The sequence below is a fragment of the Limnoraphis robusta CS-951 genome, from assembly GCF_000972705.2.
In genome coordinates this window covers 21,296-41,448 of sequence record NZ_LATL02000083.1, presented here as the reverse complement: position 1 = coordinate 41,448, position 20,153 = coordinate 21,296, and the positions used below count along the sequence as shown (strand labels likewise).

Annotated in this window: 23 protein-coding genes; 13 read left to right on the top strand and 10 right to left on the bottom strand. The window is 38.9% G+C overall.

From position 1 onward, the window contains the following. Positions 1 to 61: 61 nt before the first annotated feature. The gene (locus WN50_RS07420; RefSeq protein WP_046279658.1) at positions 62 to 295 is read right to left on the bottom strand and encodes a LapA family protein; all 234 of its coding nucleotides are present in this window, start codon (positions 293 to 295) and stop codon (positions 62 to 64) included. A gap of 86 nt (positions 296 to 381) precedes the next feature. On the opposite strand from WN50_RS07420, the gene WN50_RS07415 reads away from it, so the two are divergent. Together WN50_RS07415 and WN50_RS07410 are read left to right on the top strand one after the other, a co-directional pair. After that, complete coding sequence (locus WN50_RS07415; protein ID WP_046279657.1) at positions 382 to 1,287, top strand: vitamin K epoxide reductase family protein; 906 nt, start codon at positions 382 to 384, stop codon at positions 1,285 to 1,287. Between the two features lie 203 nt (positions 1,288 to 1,490). Continuing rightward, complete coding sequence (locus WN50_RS07410; RefSeq protein ID WP_046279656.1) at positions 1,491 to 1,715, top strand: hypothetical protein; 225 nt, start codon at positions 1,491 to 1,493, stop codon at positions 1,713 to 1,715. 529 nt (positions 1,716 to 2,244) lie between these two features. On the opposite strand, the gene WN50_RS07405 is transcribed toward WN50_RS07410, so the two are convergent. Next, the gene (locus WN50_RS07405) at positions 2,245 to 4,185 is read right to left on the bottom strand and encodes a GTPase family protein (RefSeq protein WP_046279655.1); all 1,941 of its coding nucleotides are present in this window, start codon (positions 4,183 to 4,185) and stop codon (positions 2,245 to 2,247) included. A 121-nt stretch (positions 4,186 to 4,306) separates the two neighbouring features. Here WN50_RS07405 and vapB point away from each other — a divergent pair, with 121 nt between their 5' ends. From vapB to WN50_RS07385, 4 genes are all read left to right on the top strand, one after another. Then, entirely contained in the window at positions 4,307 to 4,525 is a 219-nt protein-coding gene (gene vapB, locus WN50_RS35195) for a type II toxin-antitoxin system VapB family antitoxin (RefSeq protein WP_046279654.1), read from the top strand. After that, complete coding sequence (locus WN50_RS35190; protein ID WP_046279653.1) at positions 4,526 to 4,912, top strand: type II toxin-antitoxin system VapC family toxin; 387 nt, start codon at positions 4,526 to 4,528, stop codon at positions 4,910 to 4,912. A gap of 100 nt (positions 4,913 to 5,012) precedes the next feature. Next, positions 5,013 to 5,264 carry a hypothetical protein gene (locus tag WN50_RS07390; protein WP_046279652.1) on the top strand — a complete coding sequence of 84 codons (252 nt, stop codon included), beginning with the start codon at positions 5,013 to 5,015 and terminating at the stop codon, positions 5,262 to 5,264. Continuing rightward, a complete protein-coding gene (locus WN50_RS07385) occupies positions 5,264 to 5,605 on the top strand; it encodes a type II toxin-antitoxin system RelE/ParE family toxin (RefSeq protein WP_046279651.1) in 342 nt (113 codons plus the stop codon). Before WN50_RS07390 ends, WN50_RS07385 begins: the two co-directional genes overlap by 1 nt. 240 nt (positions 5,606 to 5,845) lie before the next feature. Here the strand turns inward: WN50_RS07385 and WN50_RS07380 are convergent, their stop codons facing one another. The 4 genes from WN50_RS07380 to ilvA all read right to left on the bottom strand — a co-directional run bounded on the left by WN50_RS07380 (position 5,846) and on the right by ilvA (position 10,253). Then, positions 5,846 to 6,928 (bottom strand): DUF3474 domain-containing protein, encoded by a 1,083-nt coding sequence (locus tag WN50_RS07380; protein WP_046279650.1) that lies wholly within the window; start codon positions 6,926 to 6,928, stop codon positions 5,846 to 5,848. Positions 6,929 to 6,997: 69 nt separating this feature from the next. Next, entirely contained in the window at positions 6,998 to 7,129 is a 132-nt protein-coding gene (locus WN50_RS36860; RefSeq protein WP_281062867.1) for a hypothetical protein, read from the bottom strand. A 245-nt stretch (positions 7,130 to 7,374) separates the two neighbouring features. Next, entirely contained in the window at positions 7,375 to 8,715 is a 1,341-nt protein-coding gene (locus WN50_RS07375; RefSeq protein WP_046279649.1) for a TMEM143 family protein, read from the bottom strand. Between the two features lie 26 nt (positions 8,716 to 8,741). Further along, positions 8,742 to 10,253 (bottom strand): threonine ammonia-lyase, biosynthetic, encoded by a 1,512-nt coding sequence (ilvA, locus tag WN50_RS07370; RefSeq protein ID WP_046279648.1) that lies wholly within the window; start codon positions 10,251 to 10,253, stop codon positions 8,742 to 8,744. A gap of 388 nt (positions 10,254 to 10,641) precedes the next feature. On the opposite strand from ilvA, the gene WN50_RS07365 reads away from it, so the two are divergent. The 4 genes from WN50_RS07365 (at position 10,642) to WN50_RS07350 (ending at position 13,585) form a co-directional block, all read left to right on the top strand. Beyond that, entirely contained in the window at positions 10,642 to 11,778 is a 1,137-nt protein-coding gene (locus tag WN50_RS07365) for a Tudor-knot domain-containing protein (protein ID WP_046279647.1), read from the top strand. Between the two features lie 170 nt (positions 11,779 to 11,948). Next, positions 11,949 to 12,590: a Uma2 family endonuclease gene (locus WN50_RS07360; protein WP_046279646.1), complete on the top strand. Its 642-nt coding sequence runs from the start codon at positions 11,949 to 11,951 to the stop codon at positions 12,588 to 12,590. Positions 12,591 to 12,660: 70 nt separating this feature from the next. Further along, entirely contained in the window at positions 12,661 to 13,086 is a 426-nt protein-coding gene (locus WN50_RS07355; protein WP_046279645.1) for an HHL1-like protein, read from the top strand. A 76-nt stretch (positions 13,087 to 13,162) separates the two neighbouring features. Continuing rightward, positions 13,163 to 13,585, top strand: a complete 423-nt coding sequence (locus tag WN50_RS07350) for a hypothetical protein (RefSeq protein ID WP_046279644.1) — start codon at positions 13,163 to 13,165, stop codon at positions 13,583 to 13,585. Positions 13,586 to 13,646: 61 nt separating this feature from the next. Here the strand turns inward: WN50_RS07350 and WN50_RS07345 are convergent, their stop codons facing one another. From WN50_RS07345 to WN50_RS07335, 3 genes are all read right to left on the bottom strand, one after another. Next, positions 13,647 to 14,684: an MAE_28990/MAE_18760 family HEPN-like nuclease gene (locus tag WN50_RS07345; RefSeq protein ID WP_046279643.1), complete on the bottom strand. Its 1,038-nt coding sequence runs from the start codon at positions 14,682 to 14,684 to the stop codon at positions 13,647 to 13,649. A gap of 6 nt (positions 14,685 to 14,690) precedes the next feature. Continuing rightward, positions 14,691 to 15,863, bottom strand: a complete 1,173-nt coding sequence (locus WN50_RS07340; RefSeq protein ID WP_046279642.1) for a DUF262 domain-containing protein — start codon at positions 15,861 to 15,863, stop codon at positions 14,691 to 14,693. Positions 15,864 to 16,036: 173 nt separating this feature from the next. Further along, positions 16,037 to 16,639, bottom strand: coding sequence for a 2OG-Fe(II) oxygenase family protein (locus WN50_RS07335; RefSeq protein WP_046279641.1), 603 nt, complete (start codon positions 16,637 to 16,639; stop codon positions 16,037 to 16,039). A gap of 49 nt (positions 16,640 to 16,688) precedes the next feature. Between WN50_RS07335 and WN50_RS07330 the strand changes: the two genes are divergently transcribed. From WN50_RS07330 to WN50_RS07320, 3 genes are all read left to right on the top strand, one after another. Further along, positions 16,689 to 17,429 carry a hypothetical protein gene (locus WN50_RS07330; protein WP_046279640.1) on the top strand — a complete coding sequence of 247 codons (741 nt, stop codon included), beginning with the start codon at positions 16,689 to 16,691 and terminating at the stop codon, positions 17,427 to 17,429. Positions 17,430 to 17,489: 60 nt separating this feature from the next. Further along, positions 17,490 to 18,470 carry an aldo/keto reductase gene (locus WN50_RS07325; RefSeq protein ID WP_046279639.1) on the top strand — a complete coding sequence of 327 codons (981 nt, stop codon included), beginning with the start codon at positions 17,490 to 17,492 and terminating at the stop codon, positions 18,468 to 18,470. 352 nt (positions 18,471 to 18,822) lie between these two features. Beyond that, on the top strand, positions 18,823 to 19,206 hold the full coding sequence (locus WN50_RS07320; protein ID WP_046279638.1) for a PH domain-containing protein: 384 nt from the start codon (positions 18,823 to 18,825) through the stop codon (positions 19,204 to 19,206). Between the two features lie 107 nt (positions 19,207 to 19,313). Here the strand turns inward: WN50_RS07320 and WN50_RS31330 are convergent, their stop codons facing one another. Further along, a complete protein-coding gene (locus WN50_RS31330; RefSeq protein ID WP_046279637.1) occupies positions 19,314 to 20,084 on the bottom strand; it encodes a fasciclin domain-containing protein in 771 nt (256 codons plus the stop codon). Positions 20,085 to 20,153 lie beyond the last annotated feature (69 nt).

The following is a 20,153-nucleotide window of genomic DNA, read 5'->3' as shown; positions in this document are numbered from 1 at the left end:
GGTTTATATCAGTTATTTATGGGAGACATAGATTGTTGGGGAACCCGCCCCTACCAGAGATTTATTCTTCTTCGGATGTGACGCTGACTCGTTGCCCTATGGGGATTAAAATTGCAGTGAAAATCAACCCGACAGCCACACTAAACGCCAGAATAACTCCGACCGGAATTTGTATAGACTCGAAGGTAAGAAACTTAATTGAGACGGGGGTCGCATTTTGGACTGAAACAATTGCGATCGCACTCATTCCAACCGCTAAAATCAGACAGGTTAAAATCGGGGATATGATTTTCATAGGAAAGCGGCTATCCAATCGCACGTCTAATCACTCTAGCGATCGCCAGTATATCACATCAAAATAGAGGATAGGAAACTGTAATTATGCTTCGCCAACGTTCTACACCTTGGATTCAACGCAAATCTCGCTTTATTATCGCAACGATTGCCGCTTTTGGGGCTGTTGTTACCGCTTATCTGACGATTGTCAAGTTGACGGGAGGAAGTGCCGCTTGTCCCGTAACAGGGTGTGACAAGGTGCTGTCAAGTCCCTATGCTGTCGTGTTTGGTTTACCGTTAGCTTTGTTTGGGTTTTTAGCCTATAGCGGTATGGGAACAATGGCTGTTGCACCTTGGTTGATTAACCCGGAGTCTCAAAAAGAATTACGTCAAAAAGCCGAATATTGGACTTGGTTGCTGATGTTTGCGGGGGGAGTCGCCATGATGATTTTTAGCAGCTATTTAATGTATTTAATGGCGTTTAAAATTCAATCTCTCTGTTTATATTGTATCGCTTCGGCTGTTTGTTCGTTGAGTTTATTTCTGTTAACGATTGTCGGTCATTCTTGGGAAGATATCGGTCAACTTATGTTTACAGGCTTAATTGTGGGGATGATCACCATTATTGGGACTTTAGGTGTTTATGCTCCCTTAAACAACCCTCAAGCAGGAACTCAAGAAACTTACGGCGTGACAACAGCATCTAATCCGGCTAACATAGCCCTAGCCGAACATCTGACTCAAGTGGGAGCGAAAATGTATGGGGCTTTTTGGTGTGATCATTGCAAAACTCAAAAGCAATTATTCGGAAAAGAAGCTGTTACGAAGCTGACTTATATTGAGTGTGATTCAAAGGGGAAAAACGCTCAACCCCAGTTGTGCCAAGCTGCAAATATTAAGGGTTATCCCACCTGGGAAGTGAACGGTCAACAGTATTCTGGGGTGCAACGGTTAGATAAATTAGCTGAGTTATCCGGTTATACTGGCTCACAAAGTTTCGGCAATCCGTAAACTTTTACCCCCTAATAAGTTAGGCAAGGATAAGCAGTTGTTCAATCGTTATTTTTTATCCTTGTCTAGTTTTTAATTAATTTTTCCTTTAATTCTTGACTCAAATCTCAATATCTCAATAATTGTAAAACTGTAAACTCTGCAACAAAGCACAAGCTGGGTTGTGATAAACAATCGAATCAGAAGCTCTGCGGAGATATTGAATGAAAAGACAAAAAAATGTTCCATCTACTTGTAAAAATTGCCGCTCCTATAAACCTGAAGGGCGACGTGGTGGCTTATGTCAATTGTTTCAAGTCCCGGTTCAGAGTGAGTGGGAATCTTGTTGTTTTGGAACTCTTCCCTTTAAAATTTCTTGGGAAAATAAAGAACCGGAGTTACAGGAAATCCCTGAAGTGATTGAAACGAGTTTTGAAGTCACGAGTTAATGGATGATTAAATGAGATCAAGTCCGGTTGATTAACTCTAATATTAGGGCTGGGGCGGGTTTAAACAGTGACCAGTGAACAGTTTACAGTGACCAGTCAACAGTCAACAGTCAACAGCGCGAAGTGCGAGCTTGGGGTTACGCCTGCGTAGAGCGCTTGCCTTGCGGCGGGCGCGGTTTCCGGCGAGAGCAAAGTTTGCAAGAGAGCAACTTCGTGCATAGAGTCAACAGTCAATAGTGATAACTGAGAACTAATAACTAATAACTGTAAACTGTAAACTGTAAAAGCTGGTAACTGATAACTGTATAACTGTAAACTGTAATGAACCCGCCCCTACAGAAATCCTATTTCTTGAATCGGATATAATATCACCTAGTAGTCAGGAACTCCGCCTTATTGCTAGGTGTCACAGGATAAGATATAGCAATCGGAAATCATTTGAAAATTGTTTAGCCCCCAAACCCCCAATAATGGGGGCTGTAAACTGGTAGGATTTTTCCGAATTATTTCACACTGCTATAGACAAGTTTTATGTCGTCTCAGATTTACTCTGCACCTGCTGAAAATAATACTCAAACCGTTTTCGCAATTGTTCAATCGTTAAATCTTTTGTCCAATATTCCACCAAGGCATGACCAAATGCCCAAGCATTTTGCTCCGGTTTACCGGGATTTTCTAATAATAACGGCCACAGCATTAGCAAGTCAAAATTCCGGCGATTTTTGCCTTCATCGGGATTTAACAGAGAAAACAAATCATATCCCATTTGTAGTTTCCCAATCACAACAGGTAACTGTTCAATCGGAATTTGTTCAGCCAGTAAATAAGCCAAAGTCGGGGAACCTGTTGAGAGGGTAGCAATATATTTGAGAATTGGACTTTTGACTAATGCGGCTAAACCTTGAGTCGTTGTCATTTGGAAAGTATAACGATCTATAATCTTAGCAGAGGCAACAGTACGAGCATCTAAATTGCGTAGAAATCGGGCTAACCGGAGTTGTTTTGTCGGCGAAATTAATTCTACTAAAGCAATCGATAAAGCATCCATCCCCCAATCTTTTCGACTGCTATTTATATCTCCTGTTACTACAGGTAAAACCTGATGACAAACTTCTCCTAATCGTTCACTTCGATATTGGGTTGCTTCTCGAATTGCAATTTCTTTGGGGCGATTTCCACTTTGCCAATTATAGGGCGGTTCCCACTCTCGAAGGGGACGTAAACGATCCACTTGCGTTACAATCGTAATTGCCCGTAAATCTTCAACTTCTGCTTTTATATCTTGTAAAAAGTCTACATCCATTTGTAACGCTGGATCAAGAGCAGGGGTTACTAATAATAACAAATCCGTTTTGTTGATAAAATCTAACACTAAATCCCGCAAATCAGACCGATTAATTTGTTCATAACCCGGAGTATCCCACAATATTAACGTTTCGCCTGTGGGCGTTTGCCATTGATAACTTTGAATTTTATCGGTACTCGGTAAAACATCAACTTCGGCTTTTTCGGCTTGAAATAAAGTATTGATTAAACTACTTTTTCCCGCTCCGGTTCGTCCAGCCAGTAAAATATTAACAGGTTTTTGTTCAACTTCTTCTGTGGGTTCTGCTTGTTCAAAAATCTCTCGTAGGGTTTGAGTTTGGGCTTTCGGTAAAGTTGGGGTTTCTGTGGAAAAAACAGACGCCGGAAGTTGAGTTCCTGAATACAATGTAATGGCTTGACGACTGAGATTTCTGAGCGCAACTTCTCGCAACATTTGACTCAAATTTACCAATAATTGTTGATTAGCTTGATCATTGTAGCGTTTACTGGCAACTCTTGCAGCAGCAGCAGCCGGGTTAATCACCCACATTGCCCAATTCCAAACTTGCCAAAGTTTACGCGCAGAAGGTTCTAATTTTTGGTAAACTTCAATGGCTTGGTAAGCTTGACCAACTGTTACTTGATTCAGGGCAGGGGATAACTGTTGCATCCACCGATCCATATCATCAACAGTACCACGAATCAGTCCATAAGCTTGGGGAATGTAGATATTTAATAAAGGATATTTGACTTCAGGATAGTAAGTATTAGCGACTGTGACAACGACATCCTGACATCGTTGCCAAAATGTGACCCAATCTTGCCAAACAGGTGCATCATTGCGAGTTTGTTCGATGATTTCTTGTAATTTTGTTTCTATTTGTTGAGTCGCTGCATCTCCGGCTAAGGGCGTTTCTGCATTGTCTAAACTGGCTTCGAGATCTTTATTCACTTCTGCTATCACTGCTTCCATTTGTGCGATCGCAGGTTTTGTCCATCGGACTATCAACCACCGCCAACCGACAAAAACTAGGGTAACAATTCCCCAGATCCAGTTAATTCCCCATTGATTAATTTGATATCCTGCTGCTACCAGGATGAAGATGACAACAGAAGCGATCGGTAAAGCTAGAATAACCCATTGCCAAGGTTTTAATCGCACCATAATATTATCCTCAGTCAAACTGCACCGTTTGTATCAAGTTTAGCGTGTTCGGGTTAAATCGTTGGCGGGGATTTGTTATAATAATCTTGAAAATTTGTTCGACAGTGACACCGTTACACCAATGATAGAACCAACGATTTTAGATAAATTTGCAGCCCTTCCTGACTCCCTGAAAACGGAAGTTGTTCACTATATCGACTTTTTGTTAGAGAAATACGTCCAGACATCGCCCCAACTCGAACCCCCGAAAAAAAAGCGTGAAGCGGGATTATTGAAAGGAAAAATTTGGATGTCGGATGACTTTGATGCACCGCTTGAAGACTTAAAGGACTATATGTAGATGTTGCTAGACACTCATACTTTACTCTGGTTTCTTGATGATAATCCCAAGCTAACCCCAGAGATTAGAGACACTATTGAGACTGCTGATACTGTGGTTGTTAGTATCATTACTCTCTGGGAAATTGCCATCAAGCTTTCAATTCAAAAGTTAGAGTTACAGTTGGAATTTCAAGAACTACCTAGTTTGTTAGAACAGCTTAATATAACTGTTTTACCTCTAATTTTTGCTGATTTACAGTGTTATGCTAGTTTGCCACTTCATCATCGCGATCCCTTTGATCGAATGTTAATTGCACAGGCGATCAATCATTCTTTGGTAATTGTTAGTAGCGATAGGGCTTTTGATCATTATGAAATTCAGCGAGTTAGGTCAGAAAAGCTTTAAATTTTCTAACTGCTCAACAAACGTTAAACCGCAATAGCAACTCGGATTTGCTAGAATACTAGAATCATAGACAAACCTTGAGGTATTAAAAAATTAGCCCATGTCAATTGTAGTCAATCTAACTCCAGAAATTGAAGCCAAGCTTCGGGAAAAAGCCATACAACAAGGACGAGATATTTCTGTTGTTGCGGCTGAACTTATTACCGAAATTCTCGAAGGGGAATTGCAGGATACAGAGGAAGCGGTTAAGGGTATCCAGAAAGGATTGAATGACTTTGAAGCAGGTCGATTTCGTTCTTTTGATGAATTTGCTGATGAACAACGTAAGAAATATAACCTATCCATTGATTGATGAAATATCAAGTTGAAATTTCGAGTCTGGCTGAAGCTGAAGCTGATTCTGCGTTTCTTTGGATGTCTCAAATTACATCCATAAGTAAAGCGAGTAGTTGGTATGAAGGATTACTGAAAGCAATCTCTTCTTTATCAGAGATGCCAAGACGTTGTTCTTTAGCCAGAGAAAATGAATACTTTACCTTAGAAATTCGACAACTGCTTTACGGTAAGGGACGCAATCAATACCGCATTATTTTTACAATACTAGAGGATGATGAAGTTTCTTTAGTTCGTATTCTCCATATTAGACACACCTCACAGCAAGCCTTAAATCCGACGGAAGAAGAAACTGAATAAATTGAAAAGCTTTCAATTGTATAACTTTATTGGAAGGGTTAGAGTGATGGCGATCGCTCCTATCGCGTTACTCTTTATTTTACATAATTTTTCCTAAGCCTCTTCGGTAACATGGGGCGGGTTTATATAAATTATTGATGGGAGACATCAATTTTTGCTGAACCCGCCCCTACAAAAATTTTACCCAATTAAATAGGGTGGGCAATGAATACCCACCCCGAAAAAATTCAGACGTTAGAGTTAGTCAGGCTTGTTCGTTTTTGAGGAAACTTTCGACTTCCAAGCGGACTGATAGTAAATCGGACTTCCCGCGTTTGGAACAAAATGACAAGTCATGTAAGAGTTAATAAAACTCTTCCAAATGGGTTCGTCAGACTTGTGATAATATTCACCCAAAATCGGTTTAATTGCCTCTGTTGCGGTTTTCAAATGGTAGTGAGGCATATTGAGGAAAATGTGATGGGCGACATGGGTACCAATATCGTGATGAATGGAATTGATAAAACCATAGTCGCGATCAATGGTAGATAATGCGCCTTTTAGGAAATACCAATCTTCGTTCCGATACCAAGGAATATCTGCTTCGGTGTGATGTAAATAGGTAACAAGATCTAACCACATCACAAAAATGATATAGGGAACGAGATAATATTTCAGCAGGAATAACCAGCCAAATTCATAGGTTAGGAAACCGAGAAAACCTACCATTAATACCCAGCAAGTTGCACTGGTGATAATATCCCATTTTTCTGAAGGACGGAATAGGGGAGTATTCGGAGAAAGATGAGAACCTGCCGGATGAAGGAGGTAAACTGGATAAGCCAATAAAGGGATATAAAAGCGGAATAGCTTTTCATACCAAGGCATTTGATCATACTGACTTTCAGAAACCGGATACCAGCTTTCGTCTCTATCAATATTTCCGGTATTGGCGTGATGAGTTCTGTGACTAATTCGCCAGCCATGATAAGGTACAAGGATGGGAATATGAGACAAATGTCCGATGAGATTATTCAGCCATTTTTGCTTAGAAAAAGAACCATGACCACAATCATGTCCCACCACAAATAACGCCCAAAACATGGTTCCTTGCATTAGCCAAAAAATCGGGAAAAAGAACCAAGAATCGAGGCTATAGGCGATCGCATACAACCCGGCAATAATGGAAATATCGAGAAAGAAATAACTCAAAGACTTCCAGACTGAGGGTTCAAAACAATGGGCGGGAATTGCCGCCTTTACATCTTGGAGAGTAAAAGGTAACTCTGTTGTAGAGGAAAATGAGGCGGTAATAGTCGCCTGACTAACAGTATTTGATTGCACGAAATTTCCGATTTTACTTGAGTTAAAAAAATCTACATTTTGGGTTTAACCTAACACATTCAGCCTGTGTTAGCCGCTATTTTGACTCTGCAAAAGTGTCCAAGCGGTAGAATGCCGACGAACCTTCAGCTTGTGATTTTCTCCTAAACTGGCTTGTTGAATGCCCAGTTTGGAAAGAGGGCTTTGACTCTGTTGCTGCATCAAAATGTTCCGTGTGTTAGGCCAAACTGCAAAATGCAATTCATAAACAATGTATATTCTACCTTGGGATGGTTGTAGTTTTGACAATTAATTGCTAAATTCTGCGGCTTAGGCTTTTTTTCTTCACAAGTCTGGCATCTGTTGCCGCCCAACTCGCTTGCTGCCCAAGTTTTTCACAGATTAGTCACGTTTTCGAGACGGTTTAGGATGCCAGTTTGCCATTCTGATGAATGTTTCGCATTTTTTTACAAGGCTTTTCCGTTATATTGAAAGGCGTTATCCCAAACCCAATCAATAACAGTTCTTGCTTGTTTTAAAGGGATAACGTGACAATATCCTTGTTGATCATAGGATAATAACGGCACTTCCGGTTCATTCACATGATCTTCTATTTTACCTCTAATTTCTTGCAAGTTGTTTAACGGGCCATGAATATCAAAGTTAATTCTAATTCCTAAGTTTTCCTTCATCCAACTCTCTATTTTAGCATCTAACTGTTCAGGGTTCAAGGGGTTTTGACTCGTTAACAGATGATAATAGACTAAAATTATTTCTTTGCATTCTTCTTCTTCGGCAATATCAATGAATCGCTGAAAAACACTATCATTATTCGCTAAATTTTTAAAAAATAGTGTATCGGTGACATCTTTTTGAAAGAGGATTTTCTTATTTTTGTAATGGCTATATTGTTTGAAAGCAAACCCGCCGAGCGTCATGGCTAAAGATAACGTTGCGACTAAAATCGGCATGATATCTTGAAGTTTATCCTGTTCTACATTTAAAGACTGAATTAAATCTCTAGCATTTAAAACCAGTAAGATTGCAGCAATCAGTAATAAAATATTGGGTAAAGTTTTTAAGATTAGAGGAATTGCCGCTCCAATTGCCGGAATTCCAAACAATAACCGATCTTTCCAAGTCATACTGGTTTTCAGATTGGGAAACAATAAGTCAAGATCGAACTTGGGAATATTTTTATAAAAATAGACATACATTTTGCCGGGTGTAAATTTGAGTTCATCTAATGCTTTATGGTTGGACTCTTTGCGGCGAAAATATCCTTTTCCTTTGAATTTAAGTAGTAAAACAATTCGTTCAAAAATATCAATCGTTCTTTCTTCCTCCCAAAAGAAGAACTTTTTCACTTTAATTGTTGTCGTGGTATCACCCCGATAATAGCAGATAAATTCCTCAAAGTCATTAAAATCAACAGAAGTGTGCAAGTTAATCAAAGACTTTTTTCCTAACGCTTGATGAACGATGGATTTTGACAAGCGAACATAATTCGCTCGTTCTAAAATATGGTTAAACGCCTCAATCACTTTGGACTGCATTTTGCTATATTGATCTAAACTGGGTTCTTCTAAGGGTTCAATATCAGCATTGGGGTTAAAAACGGCGTAGTTGTCTTTGATAATTTCGAGGGTTTGATGAAAACGAAAGTGATAAAAAGCCGATATAATTTCGCAAAACTCTTTAAAGGTTTGACTATCCTCCCGGTTTAATTTGCCATCTTTAAGACAGAGTTCGATAATATCGCTACGACGATAGGGAATATAGGCTTCTAGATTGATGTTATCAGTCATAATACGCTCATAATTTTGTAATATAATTACCCTAAAAACAGTTGATAAGCGGGATTTTTATTTTCATCCCAATAGCGATAACCGAGAGTATCCAGAAACGCTTGCCATTGTTCCATTTCTTGGGGAGGAACTTGCATTCCCACTACAATTCTGCCATAGTCTGAACCATTATTTCGGTAATGAAATAGGCTAATATTCCAGTTGGGACTCATGGAAGCGACAAACTTCATTAAAGCGCCAGGACGTTCGGGAAATTCAAAACGATATAATAATTCGTGGTGAGCCAAAGGGGAACGTCCGCCAACCATGTGACGCAAATGTAATTTGACCAATTCGTTATCGGTTAAGTCTAAAGTTTTCAATCCCTGCGCTTCAAAGCTTTCCATTAATTGTACCGCATCGGCACGGTTTACAATTTGAACTCCGACAAAAATATGCGCTTCTTTTTCGTCAGCAATTCGATAGTTAAATTCGGTTAAACTGCGCTTTCCTAAACAGTCACAAAACTGACGAAGACTACCGGGTTTTTCGGGAATTGTGACTGCAAAAATTGCTTCTCGACGTTCTCCGAGTTCAGCACGTTCGGCAACAAACCGCAAACGGTCAAAATTCATATTCGCACCACAAGCGACAGCAACTAACGTTTTATCTTGAATTTGTTCTCGTTCAACATATGCTTTTGCTCCCGCAATTGCTAAGGCACCGGCAGGTTCTAAAATCGAACGAGTATCTTCAAAAACATCTTTAATTGCTGCACAAGTATCATCGGTTCCGACTAATATAATTTCATCTACATATTGTTGACAAAGGCGAAACGTTTCATCTCCAACTTCGCGCACCGCAACGCCATCTGCAAACAGTCCGACTTGCGATAATTTAACGCGATGTCCGGCTTTAAGTGACTGCGACATGGCATCCGCATCAACAGGTTCAACGCCGATTATTTTAATTTCTGGACGCAAGCGTTTGACATAAGCCGCAATTCCTGAAATTAATCCACCACCGCCAATTGCCACAAAAATTGCATGAATCGGTTGTTGATATTGTCGCAAGATTTCCATGCCAATTGTACCCTGTCCAGCAATCACATCCGGGTCATTAAACGGATGAATAAAAGTTAAGCCTTTTTCGACTTCTAATTGACGAGCATATGTATAAGCTTCATCAAAGGTTTCTCCGTGTAATACCACCTCGCCACCTCTGGTTTTAACGGCATCAATTTTCACTTGGGGAGTGGTGACAGGCATGACAATAATCGCTTTTGTTCCTAAATAATTCGCCGCCAAAGCAACACCTTGAGCGTGATTTCCAGCCGATGCAGCTATCACCCCAACGGCCAGTAAATCTGGGGTAAGTTGTGCCATTTTGTTGTAAGCTCCCCGCAATTTAAAGGAGAAAACCGACTGCATATCTTCCCGTTTGAGGAGGAGTTTATTGTTCAGTCGTTTAGAGAGGTTGGGAGCGGGTTCTAACGGCGTTTCTTGAGCGACATCATAAACACGGGCGGTGAGAATGCGTTCGAGGTAGTTGCAGTGCATGGAGTTAAGCGAGTGCGAACAACAGACAGGGTATTATTTTACAGGATTTTTGTTACTTTTATGTCAGTCCGATTAAAAGTTAATGGTTTTACAGATTGATGTTATAATGATAAAACAGATTGAATATTGTTATAGTTTAAATAAAATTTACAATTTACTCAAGCGATCGTTTAAAATGTATTGTAGAGAAGAATAGGATCTAAGTGCAGCCTATCGTCAATCTTTTCGATCCGTTAATTTCTCTCAATTTAACCGTTCTTGGTTCAACATCAACTCACCATTCGGGATCAAAACTGAGTTGTGTTTTGAGAGATAAAACTTGGCTATCATCGCCTCATCAGGGTGAAAACTTAGTAATTTTTAGAACGTTTTTTTGGAGGAATGACTCATGGATAAATCCATTATTCAGTTAGCTGACGCACTTCCCACCGATAATATTACGGTCAAAGTGTTAAAGGCACTTGATTATATCATGCCCGGTCAGTGGAATAATTTAGTCGGATTTGATAACAGTATTCGCAGCATTACTGGAGAAACTAATTCTCAGCTAATTCAGAGAATTCGCGATCGCGCTGTTGCATTATATCACGATCCACAAAAAGGTTATCAAACGGCGATTAAACTTTATCAAACTATCGATACAGCCGATACGATCATGGCGACGGCAGCTTTGGCGAATAAAATTGGTGAAAAAATTAGCTTTCTTTCCTTTTTAAGCAATTTTACCCCGAAAGCAGATTTAACACAAACCATTGATTTATTGCTCAAAATTACCGTTGAAATTATCGCGTTTTGTAAGTTAAATGGCATTCCCCAACCGAACCCCCAAGTGTTTGCAACGGCGTTAGCCAATAACTATCAAGATGCGGCGTTAATGCGGATGGTTTCATTGGTTTGTATTGATGCTATTTTACCGTTAGGCCCCGATTTTATTGGGAAAATTCACGGGATGATTGATGGTGCAGATAGTAGCGTTATCGCCCAAAATCAAGTCTTCAATTCAGTGAGTAATGCCATTCCCGGTAACAATGCTTCCGACAAATTTGGGTTTATCAAACAAGGATTTAACTCCATACAAGGCTGGATGAATAATTTAGTCCAAAAAACCGGGGTAACGCCTCAGTCTGTTCTCGACCAGGTGGGAAGTTTTATCCAAATTGCTGATGATAACTTAGACTTTGTAGCAGCCTTTCTTGATCAAAGCACCAACTATTATGAACATACCGGAATTCAAACCGTAACCCGTAAACTGATTCTCGATGCTTATGCTTCTGTTCAAGCCGAACTTCCCGCAGCTTCGGGTAATTTTACTCCGAGTTTTTCTCCCACAGAAACGGTTATCACCAGTCGTTTTTCCGTCGGTGAAACTGTAGAAGTTTGGGATAAAGACGAAGGCGAATGGTATGAAGCCACCATTAAAGAGATCCGAATCAAAAAAGAGAAGAATCAATATTTTGTGCATTATGTTGGGTATGATTCGGATGAGGATGAATGGGTGAAAGAAAAAAATATTCGTTCTCGCTAAGAGAAGAAATTAGCAACAGATTATAGGGTAAAAGAAAGCTAATTTTCTAAAACAGCGTTTAGCAATTTGAGCTGTTTAAAGAGTAGAGATGCCCCGAACATCTCTACTTTTTTTTACCAAATTATTAATCATCAGTTATAATAGAATTGATGCCTTGCAATGGTGCAGTTATGACTCAGTTAAAAACTCAAGTTTTGATCGATACTTGGATTAAAGCCACTTGGGAAGAATACCTTTTCGCTATAGAAAATCCGGCTTATGAACAAGCCAGAGGTTATTATTTTAATGGACGTATGAGGTTAGAAATGTCTCCCCTTGGAAATCCCCATTCTCGCGATCATGCAGCAGTTATTGGCTTTCTCTATTTATATGCAAGTCTTCGAGGTTTAGACTTGGATGTTCACGATAACTGCACTTATCGCAAAGTTGGCTATGATGAAGCACAACCGGATGTTTCTTTTTATATGGGTTCAAAAGCAGAAATTGTGCCTTGGGAAGCAACAATTATCGATCTTAATACCTATCCTGCGCCGGATTTGGTGATAGAAGTTGCCTATTCTTCCCTATCTGATGATAAAGGAGAAAAACGTTTACTTTATGAATCTTTGGGAGTCGGAGAATATTGGATTATTGATGTTAAAGCCGCTCAAATTATTGCCTTTAAAATTGAGAATCGAGGAAGTTATAGAATTGAACAGTCTCAAGTTTTCGCAGGTTTAGAAATTGCACTGTTAGAAGAAGCGTTACGCCGCAGTCGCCAAATGAATCACGGTAAAGTCAGTGCTTGGCTGTTGTCTCAGTTTCAAGCTTGAGGCGAGGGGAGACAAATTTCTGAAAAGGTTGTAAACTTTTATTAAGTATAACATTTAACGTTTAACAACCATGACGACAAAACAAGGATTCGCAAAAACTCAGCCCCCAGCCAAACCCTCCAAACGCGCCGTTGAACGCAGCAAAGCGGCGAAGGAATATGAGAAAATGAAGTCTGACGGCACCCCTGATTATGAGATTTATATCCGGGTTCAGGGACAAAAGAACTGGTATCCGGTTGGTGTAGTGGCGGTAAAAAGTTCAACTCAGATCAATCAAGCGATTTTTGGGAGTCAGGAAGACTTGCTACAAGGGGCGTTTCGACTCTTCCCCCGTTTGCGGAAACACCAAAATCAACTCGAATTTGGCTATCGTCTCAAAGAATTTAAAGATGAACCCATCCAAGTCGCGGTTCCGCCTCAATCTCGATCTAATGGTTTACAAACTGCGATCGCATCCCTGAAAAATCGGGTTTCATCTCTGTTGAAAAAAGGTTAAATTTTCGGTGGGGTGGGTGGATTCTCACCCCTTTTTTTCTGGACAAAATGAGCAATAAAAGAATAGGAATTTAAAAATGGGACAGTTAGAACGTCTGGTATTAATGGCTGAAGATGAATTAACTCAGTATAGCACAGATGCCCGTAAAATTCAACGATTGCGCCGCAAAATAGGGATATCTGTTTCCCTGGCAGAACAACAAAAAGTGAAAGCTGCACTATTAGAAGAAATGCCAACTGATTGGATTAGTAAGTTAATTGAAGAACAGCGTCAAACCGTTGCGTTACCCTTTTGGGGAATTGCGGGACTCGGCTTATTATTTGGGATTTCTTTTATGCAACCGTTGGATTTAATTGCTACTGTTTTCGGGGGTTATGCAGCGATAAAAATTCAACAAATTGGCTGGAAATTGCAAGCCAAACGGTTAGTGATTCAAACCTTAGAAGCAATAGAAGAAGATATTCAAAAACCCGCTACTCCCGAAACAACTTCGACTTAAAACAAAAGATTGGGTTAGCAACTGTTAACCCAGTCTATAGCAAATGAGATATTTCTGCCTATTAAATTTTATAAAGACTGAATCCTTTACTGATTTTGATATCAGTGTCAAACTTTAATCCGACCTCTATTTCCGAGGTTATTTTTACAGTCTCTTGAGAAACATCGTTAATTTTAATACTCTCAATTTTGGCTAATTGACAGCATGAAGATTCCTCATTGACGATAAAAATATTATCTCCTACTGTCAAACTTATATCTTTAACTTTTGCAACTGCTGCTCTTGGCTTCTTAAACCATTCTGTTATTTTTCCAACATTCTTAGCTTGTTTTACCCTCTTTTTTTGCTCAATGACTTGATAGGTCACTAACTCAGCTAAAGCTTTACATAACGCTTCTATAAAATCACCTAAATTGAGAAGTTCATCAGTTCCTAAAATTTCATCAATAGTTCCGTGCGCCGCTTCATTTCGATAGTCAACCAGTTGCTTTAGTTCTCCTTCGGGTGTATTTTGATTTCCTCTAATTTCTTCTACAAAATACTTAATTTCTCTATGCTTAATTACCCATCTCCAGGTATTTTCTATACCCGCATCTGAAAATAATTTTTCTAGTATATCCTTGCGTAAGTTTTGCTCATGTAATAAAAAGGCTTCCGGGAGAAGTTCATACTTTCCTGTAGCCGTAATTCCAGAAAATAAGCCTTGAATAACTGTTTCTACCGAAAGATGCTGAAATCTATTTTTATTGATATCCAGTAGTAAACGTCCTATCCCTTCTCTATGGGTATTCTGGATTTTTTCACCTAACTGTGAATAACTTGAAACTATCTCAGGTAGAAGTCGCAGCCAATCAGTAATTAAATCCTCAACAAATCGTTCATAAATAGCATACAGTCGCGTAACTACAGCACAATGATCGTAAATTTGCCATTCAGTTTCACTAGGAACAGCGTCAATTAAATCTGTTTTATCCTCCAATAGTTTTCTAATTTCATTCTCTTTTCCAAAAAGAATACCTCTCAGTATATCATTACTTTTGATGATTGCACGCACAGTAGAAATTTCTTGACTTGCCCTGTTTATCAATTCGTCAAACATTGCAAGCTATTCTCCTATAACCTGCAAAAGCATATTGTCAAATAGTTCGATTCTTTTTTGAATTTCCGCTTTTGTTTTTCCCGATCCAGTTAAGAGACGTGATTCCTCCTTGCTAAATAGCTTCTTCGTTTCTTCAATAACGATTAATTTATTTTGACTTAGTATTTCTGCTTTTGATAAATGCCGACTCAACCCGACCATCACAGCATCGTAATAGGCTTTGTAAGATTTATCTTTCCAAGTGTCTTTTTGGGGATCAAAAGGTTTAAATAAATACTCTCCATAAATTTCATAAGCTAACTGGATAGTCTGTAAAAAAGTAATTTTTAGAAATTCTATATCTTCCCGTGTAAAAGTCAAGCTTTTCATCATATAGAGGTCTAGAAATTCCTTCATTCCCCGGCGAAAATGTTCGACATTTCTGAGAGCAAAAAAACGAAGAATTAACTCAGTATCTTCCATTTTTTTATAAAGATTATTTTTGTTAATATTTGGGTTATCTTCGTCTATCGGAATTTCCCAGGCTTGAGTGAAGATCGGATTACGCGATAATTCTAGCAGTAATTTCTCCAATTCTCCATAATACAAGCAGTGTCTAACTTCTTGATTACTTAAATCCACTCCACCCGTATTTAGACGTTCAAAGGTTTTTTGCTTTAGAAATAAAGCTTCTTCGGGATCGGAAGTTGATTCGGCGATGATCACGATAGATGATATCGAGCGCCTATCAATTCCTGCACGAACTTTTACAGGTAGTTGACTATAGGTATATCCATTAAGTTCTGGCCAGAGTTCTAGTCCCGTTAATTTGAGTTTATCGTCGTAAAAATTTTGAATTGCAGTAATTCTTTGTTGACCATCCATGACTTCATAAGAATTGAAGTCTATTTCAAAAAGAATAATCGGCGGAATCGGAATATTAATCAAGAATGACTCAATTAATCGCGATTGCTTCTTTTCATCCCAACGAGATCTTCTTTGAAAAAAGGGTCGTACATTTATATACCCAGGTTTTTTTAATGCCTCAGCAAAACTTGGGAGCTTTTCACGATTAATTTCGGTCAGTATTCTTTTATCTCTTGACTCGTATTTATCGTCAATATCACCATCAGCCTTTTTAGTATCCAATTTGGAAACAGACTTATTCCACATTTTTTCTTCAACTGGTGCAAGCGGCATTCTTTCAATCCTCCTTGAGTCTACTTTTATACAATAATTGTAGCGATCTTAATCTTTAAATCGAAATTAGCTGATACTTTAGGTTGGTTGTCTCATCTCTATTATAAATTGAGTTAACGAAAAAAACAACATCGGTTTTTATATGCGATCGCCAAATCAACTCAACCTCTAAATTACTTCCGTTTGGTCTTTGCCGCTCTTGATTCTATTGTAAATTCTGGAATTTCTTGCAATTCAATTTCACTCAAATTATACTGCTCACAAACCAAACTTAAACGGGTTCCAGTGGTTCTAACTGCATTAACAGAATGGGTAAGATTTCCCTGAAAAAAGAGTAAAGTATTAACTTGAGGTTTAACCTGTCCCACTTGTTTTTTATCCGAACGTAAAACCAGTTCTCCCCCTTCTAAATTAACCGGAACTTGAACATACAAAACACTGACAACGACAGGAGGTTCAACGGTTTTACAATAAGAGCGTAAAGAGCGATCAATATGCGGATCAACTCGCGAACCGGCTTTTAACACCAGAGGGTTAAGATAAAACGCATTACAAGAAGGTTGTAACGCCTGTTCTAGATAGCTTTTAAAAAAAGGAAAACGCCGTTCAACTTCCGCCTGTTTCGAGCGTTTAAACACCACAGAAAAGCCTTTTGTATCGATAAAATCACGATTAAGGTTGTTGATGGCGAGATAGGGACAAGCTAGGATTTCTCCCCGTAGAGAGTTAAGATAGGCGGGAGAGAAAACATCTCGGCGTTGTGAATAATAGTTCATTTTTAGAGCGAATCGTTTAAAATTTATTATAGTCAAATTAGGTGACTCAATGGCACAGTCAAGGTTTTCCAACTCATTACAGTCTCAACGTTTAATTGCTGCATTCTTTGGGCTACTATCAGTTATCTACATTTATATTTTACTCCTTTCTCCGCCCCAACAACTCCTTCCCGGCGAACCTCTTTGGGCGGTTCAACCGGAAACTTTAAAGGAAATTGTCAACGAATCGATTAATTTCTTCTTTATTTTACCCTTTTTAAATGCGGTGGGCATTGAATCTATGCAAGCCCCAATTATTCATCCTTGGATCGAGAGTTTATTTAACTTTGCGGAAGCTTGGATTTTTATGTTTTTGCCTTTATTACTGCTTGATTCTAAAGGACGAGAACTCCCGAAAATTATTATTTGGAGTTTGGCAATGTTCCTGACTAATACTTTCTTACTTCCTTATATGGCTTGGTGGTTTACCGTTCCCAATGGGGAAACCGAAGACAAACCAACCAAGGGTTTATTAGCTAAAATATTTGGTTTTATCGGCTTAATAGTCGGGACTATTTCTCTGGTTTGGGCTGTTGTCGGTCGTCCTGAATTTGGAGATATTGCTGCGAGAAGTGAATTTTTTGTGCAGAATTTTATGAGTAATCGCGTCACGATAGCCTTTTGTGTTGATGTGGTTTTATTTTATATCTTTCAAATCATACTGATGGGAAGTATTGAACCTGTTGAGAGTCAAAAGCGATGGTTAAGATTTATTCCGTTTTGGGGTTTGGCTGTGTGGTTAATCTTGTAAAATTTTACGGATGAACCAATTAATTATACACTGTTATAAAGACATCTACATCGAGTTAAAATGCAAACGAATCAAACACTTTCTCTACCCGAAATGGGTTGTGGAACATGGGCTTGGGGAAACCGACTGCTTTGGGGTTATGATGAAAGTATGGATCAGCAACTCCAAGAGGTTTTTAACTTATGTGTTAGCAATGGAGTGACTTTATTTGATACGGGAGATTCCTACGGAACCGGGAAATTAAACGGACGTAGCGAGAGTCTTTTAGGACAATTTTCAAGTCAATATTCCGGTTTAAATTCCGATCAAATTTGTATCGCCACAAAACTAGCCGCTTACCCCGGTCGATTAACGCGAAATGCAATGATTTCCGCTTGTAAAGCCTCAGCCAAACGGTTAGGAAGAAAGGTAGATTTAGTGCAGATGCACTGGTCAACGGCGAACTATTTTCCTTGGCAAGAATGGCCGCTATTAGATGGTTTAGCTGACCTTTATGAACAAGGAGAAGTCAAAGGAGTCGGTTTATCAAATTATGGTTCTAAACGACTGAATAAAGTGTATCAAAAATTTCAAGAACGTGGTGTTACCATTACCACTTTACAAGTACAATATTCCCTCCTCTCTACTTATCCGATAACAGAATTAGGCTTAAAAGACGTTTGTGATGAACTCGGAATTAAAATCATTGCTTACAGTCCCCTCGCTTTGGGAATATTAACCGGAAAATATGCAGAAAACGGCCCTTTCCCCAAAGGAATTCGCAGTTTAGTTTTTCGTCAAATTTTACCAGGAGTTAAACCCCTTTTATCTTGTTTAAAAGAGATTTCCGAATCTCGAAATAAAACGATGTCACAAGTCGCAATTAATTGGTGTATTTGTAAGGGAACTATTCCCATTCCTGGGGCTAAAAATCCCGAACAAGCCAAACAAAATATTGGGGCGTTGGGTTGGAAACTCGACTCCGGTGAAGTTGAAGAACTCGACAAAGCCGCAGCTAGCGTTGATAAAAAAATGGTGCAGAATATTTTTCAAACGAAGTAATTTAAAACCCTGTAATTTATTGAGGATGGGGAAAGACAACTTAATTCAAAATATATAGCGGCGTTGCTTCGGAGGTACATCCCAAAAACCCTGTTTCTATTGAGAAACCGGGTTTTTAATCTTGAGGATGGGGAAAGACAACTTAATTCAAGATACAACTTACGCCTCTTCAATTTATTTCAACTCCGATCCGGTCAATTCCGCAAAAAAATAAAACTTATTTTTGGGGTATAAAAACTTACATTCACTCCGTTTTGAAAAGCATTTGCTAACATAGAGATAGATGCAACTAACCGTTTTTTGTTAGACATCATAACCTCAACACTTGTTAGACAAGCAGAAGGATAATAATATGGGATTAATTAGTGGTCTTCTCGGAAATGCCTCTGAAGTCAAAGCAGATGCCGCTAGACTTGATAAACTGTTTAGTGAAGTCTTGGTCGAGGGAGAAAGAATCGAAAAGGCTTATCAACTGATTCGTGATTTGTTTGTCTTTACCAACAAACGTTTAATTCTGGTTGATAAACAAGGTGTAACCGGGAAAAAGATAGAATTTCTCTCCATTCCCTACTCAAAAATTACTAAATTTTCTAAAGAAAGTGCAGGTCATTTTGATCTAGATGCTGAGTTAAAAATTTGGGTCGGAAGTGAATCAATTCCAATTTCAAAAGAGTTTAATCGCTCAGTGAATATCAATGAAGTTTATTCAGTTTTGAGCAAGTATGTTTTGAATTAAAAGAATCAAACAACTCTCTTAATTAACCCAGATTTTTGCTATAAACTAGAGAGTTTAAAAACGGGGTAGCTCATCAGAACTACCCATATAGTCAACCCTCAAAATATTTATTGAGCTATCGTTAATTGTTGCAACTGTTCGGCTGAAATATCAGGCGGTAGAATCACTTGATCGATAGCATGAACTACGCCATTACTTGCTTGAATATCAGGCTGTGTAACATTAGCACCTTCGACTTGAACCATACCGCTTGCGACATCAATATTTACTCCACTTCCTTCGGCTGTTTTAAAGAACCCTGAACTAATCGTGCTGGAGTCTGCTTCACCTAAAACAACGTGATATTCTAAAATTCGACGCAATGTGTCTTGGTTTTCTGGACGTAATAATGCTTCTAAAGTTCCGGGAGGTAACGCTTCAAAAGCTTGATCAGTAGGTGCAAATACAGTGTATTGACCTTCATTTTCCCAAGTATCTGCTAAACCGGCTGCTTCAACAGCTTGGGCGAGTGTATTAAAAGATCCCGTCTCGGACATTGCACCAACAATGCTTTCATTTCCAGAAGAACTTCCTTGTTGATTTTGCTGCATTTGATTGTCACGCATTCCCGGATTTTGCTGCATTTGATTGTCACGCATTCCCGGATTTTGTTGCATTTGATTGTCACGCATTCCCGGATTTTGTTGCATTTGATTGTCACGCATTCCCGGATTTTGTTGGGGTGAGTTCATCTGCTGGCTTATTTGATTATTCTCACCAGTATATTCATTGGCAACGGCTCTATTAATATTACCGAAAGCAGAAACAGTCGCTAAACCTCCTAAGCTGACGATAGTTGCGAGTAAAGCTTTGGGTAATTTAATTTTTAATGCTTTCATAATGATTGTTACTTACGCTTCTTAACATCTCTAATTTAAGTCTTAACGGTTTGCTTTGGTATCCTTCGG

Excerpts from the sequence above, each read along its gene's own strand:
- WN50_RS07375 (WP_046279649.1), bottom strand. The coding sequence starts at position 8,715 with ATGACTGATAACATCAATCTAGAAGCCTATATTCCCTATCGTCGTAGC.
- WN50_RS07345 (WP_046279643.1), bottom strand. The coding sequence starts at position 14,684 with ATGTTTGACGAATTGATAAACAGGGCAAGTCAAGAAATTTCTACTGTG.
- WN50_RS07340 (WP_046279642.1), bottom strand. The coding sequence starts at position 15,863 with ATGCCGCTTGCACCAGTTGAAGAAAAAATGTGGAATAAGTCTGTTTCC.
- WN50_RS07390 (WP_046279652.1), top strand. The coding sequence starts at position 5,013 with ATGTCAATTGTAGTCAATCTAACTCCAGAAATTGAAGCCAAGCTTCGG.
- WN50_RS07355 (WP_046279645.1), top strand. The coding sequence starts at position 12,661 with ATGACGACAAAACAAGGATTCGCAAAAACTCAGCCCCCAGCCAAACCC.
- WN50_RS07420 (WP_046279658.1), bottom strand. The coding sequence starts at position 295 with ATGAAAATCATATCCCCGATTTTAACCTGTCTGATTTTAGCGGTTGGA.
- WN50_RS07335 (WP_046279641.1), bottom strand. The coding sequence starts at position 16,639 with ATGAACTATTATTCACAACGCCGAGATGTTTTCTCTCCCGCCTATCTT.
- WN50_RS31330 (WP_046279637.1), bottom strand. The coding sequence starts at position 20,084 with ATGAAAGCATTAAAAATTAAATTACCCAAAGCTTTACTCGCAACTATC.
- vapB (WP_046279654.1), top strand. The coding sequence starts at position 4,307 with ATGATAGAACCAACGATTTTAGATAAATTTGCAGCCCTTCCTGACTCC.
- WN50_RS07320 (WP_046279638.1), top strand. The coding sequence starts at position 18,823 with ATGGGATTAATTAGTGGTCTTCTCGGAAATGCCTCTGAAGTCAAAGCA.
- WN50_RS36860 (WP_281062867.1), bottom strand. The coding sequence starts at position 7,129 with ATGCAGCAACAGAGTCAAAGCCCTCTTTCCAAACTGGGCATTCAACAA.
- WN50_RS07405 (WP_046279655.1), bottom strand. The coding sequence starts at position 4,185 with ATGGTGCGATTAAAACCTTGGCAATGGGTTATTCTAGCTTTACCGATC.
- WN50_RS07365 (WP_046279647.1), top strand. The coding sequence starts at position 10,642 with ATGGATAAATCCATTATTCAGTTAGCTGACGCACTTCCCACCGATAAT.
- WN50_RS35190 (WP_046279653.1), top strand. The coding sequence starts at position 4,526 with ATGTTGCTAGACACTCATACTTTACTCTGGTTTCTTGATGATAATCCC.
- WN50_RS07350 (WP_046279644.1), top strand. The coding sequence starts at position 13,163 with ATGGGACAGTTAGAACGTCTGGTATTAATGGCTGAAGATGAATTAACT.
- ilvA (WP_046279648.1), bottom strand. The coding sequence starts at position 10,253 with ATGCACTGCAACTACCTCGAACGCATTCTCACCGCCCGTGTTTATGAT.
- WN50_RS07325 (WP_046279639.1), top strand. The coding sequence starts at position 17,490 with ATGCAAACGAATCAAACACTTTCTCTACCCGAAATGGGTTGTGGAACA.
- WN50_RS07415 (WP_046279657.1), top strand. The coding sequence starts at position 382 with ATGCTTCGCCAACGTTCTACACCTTGGATTCAACGCAAATCTCGCTTT.
- WN50_RS07410 (WP_046279656.1), top strand. The coding sequence starts at position 1,491 with ATGAAAAGACAAAAAAATGTTCCATCTACTTGTAAAAATTGCCGCTCC.
- WN50_RS07330 (WP_046279640.1), top strand. The coding sequence starts at position 16,689 with ATGGCACAGTCAAGGTTTTCCAACTCATTACAGTCTCAACGTTTAATT.
- WN50_RS07385 (WP_046279651.1), top strand. The coding sequence starts at position 5,264 with ATGAAATATCAAGTTGAAATTTCGAGTCTGGCTGAAGCTGAAGCTGAT.
- WN50_RS07360 (WP_046279646.1), top strand. The coding sequence starts at position 11,949 with ATGACTCAGTTAAAAACTCAAGTTTTGATCGATACTTGGATTAAAGCC.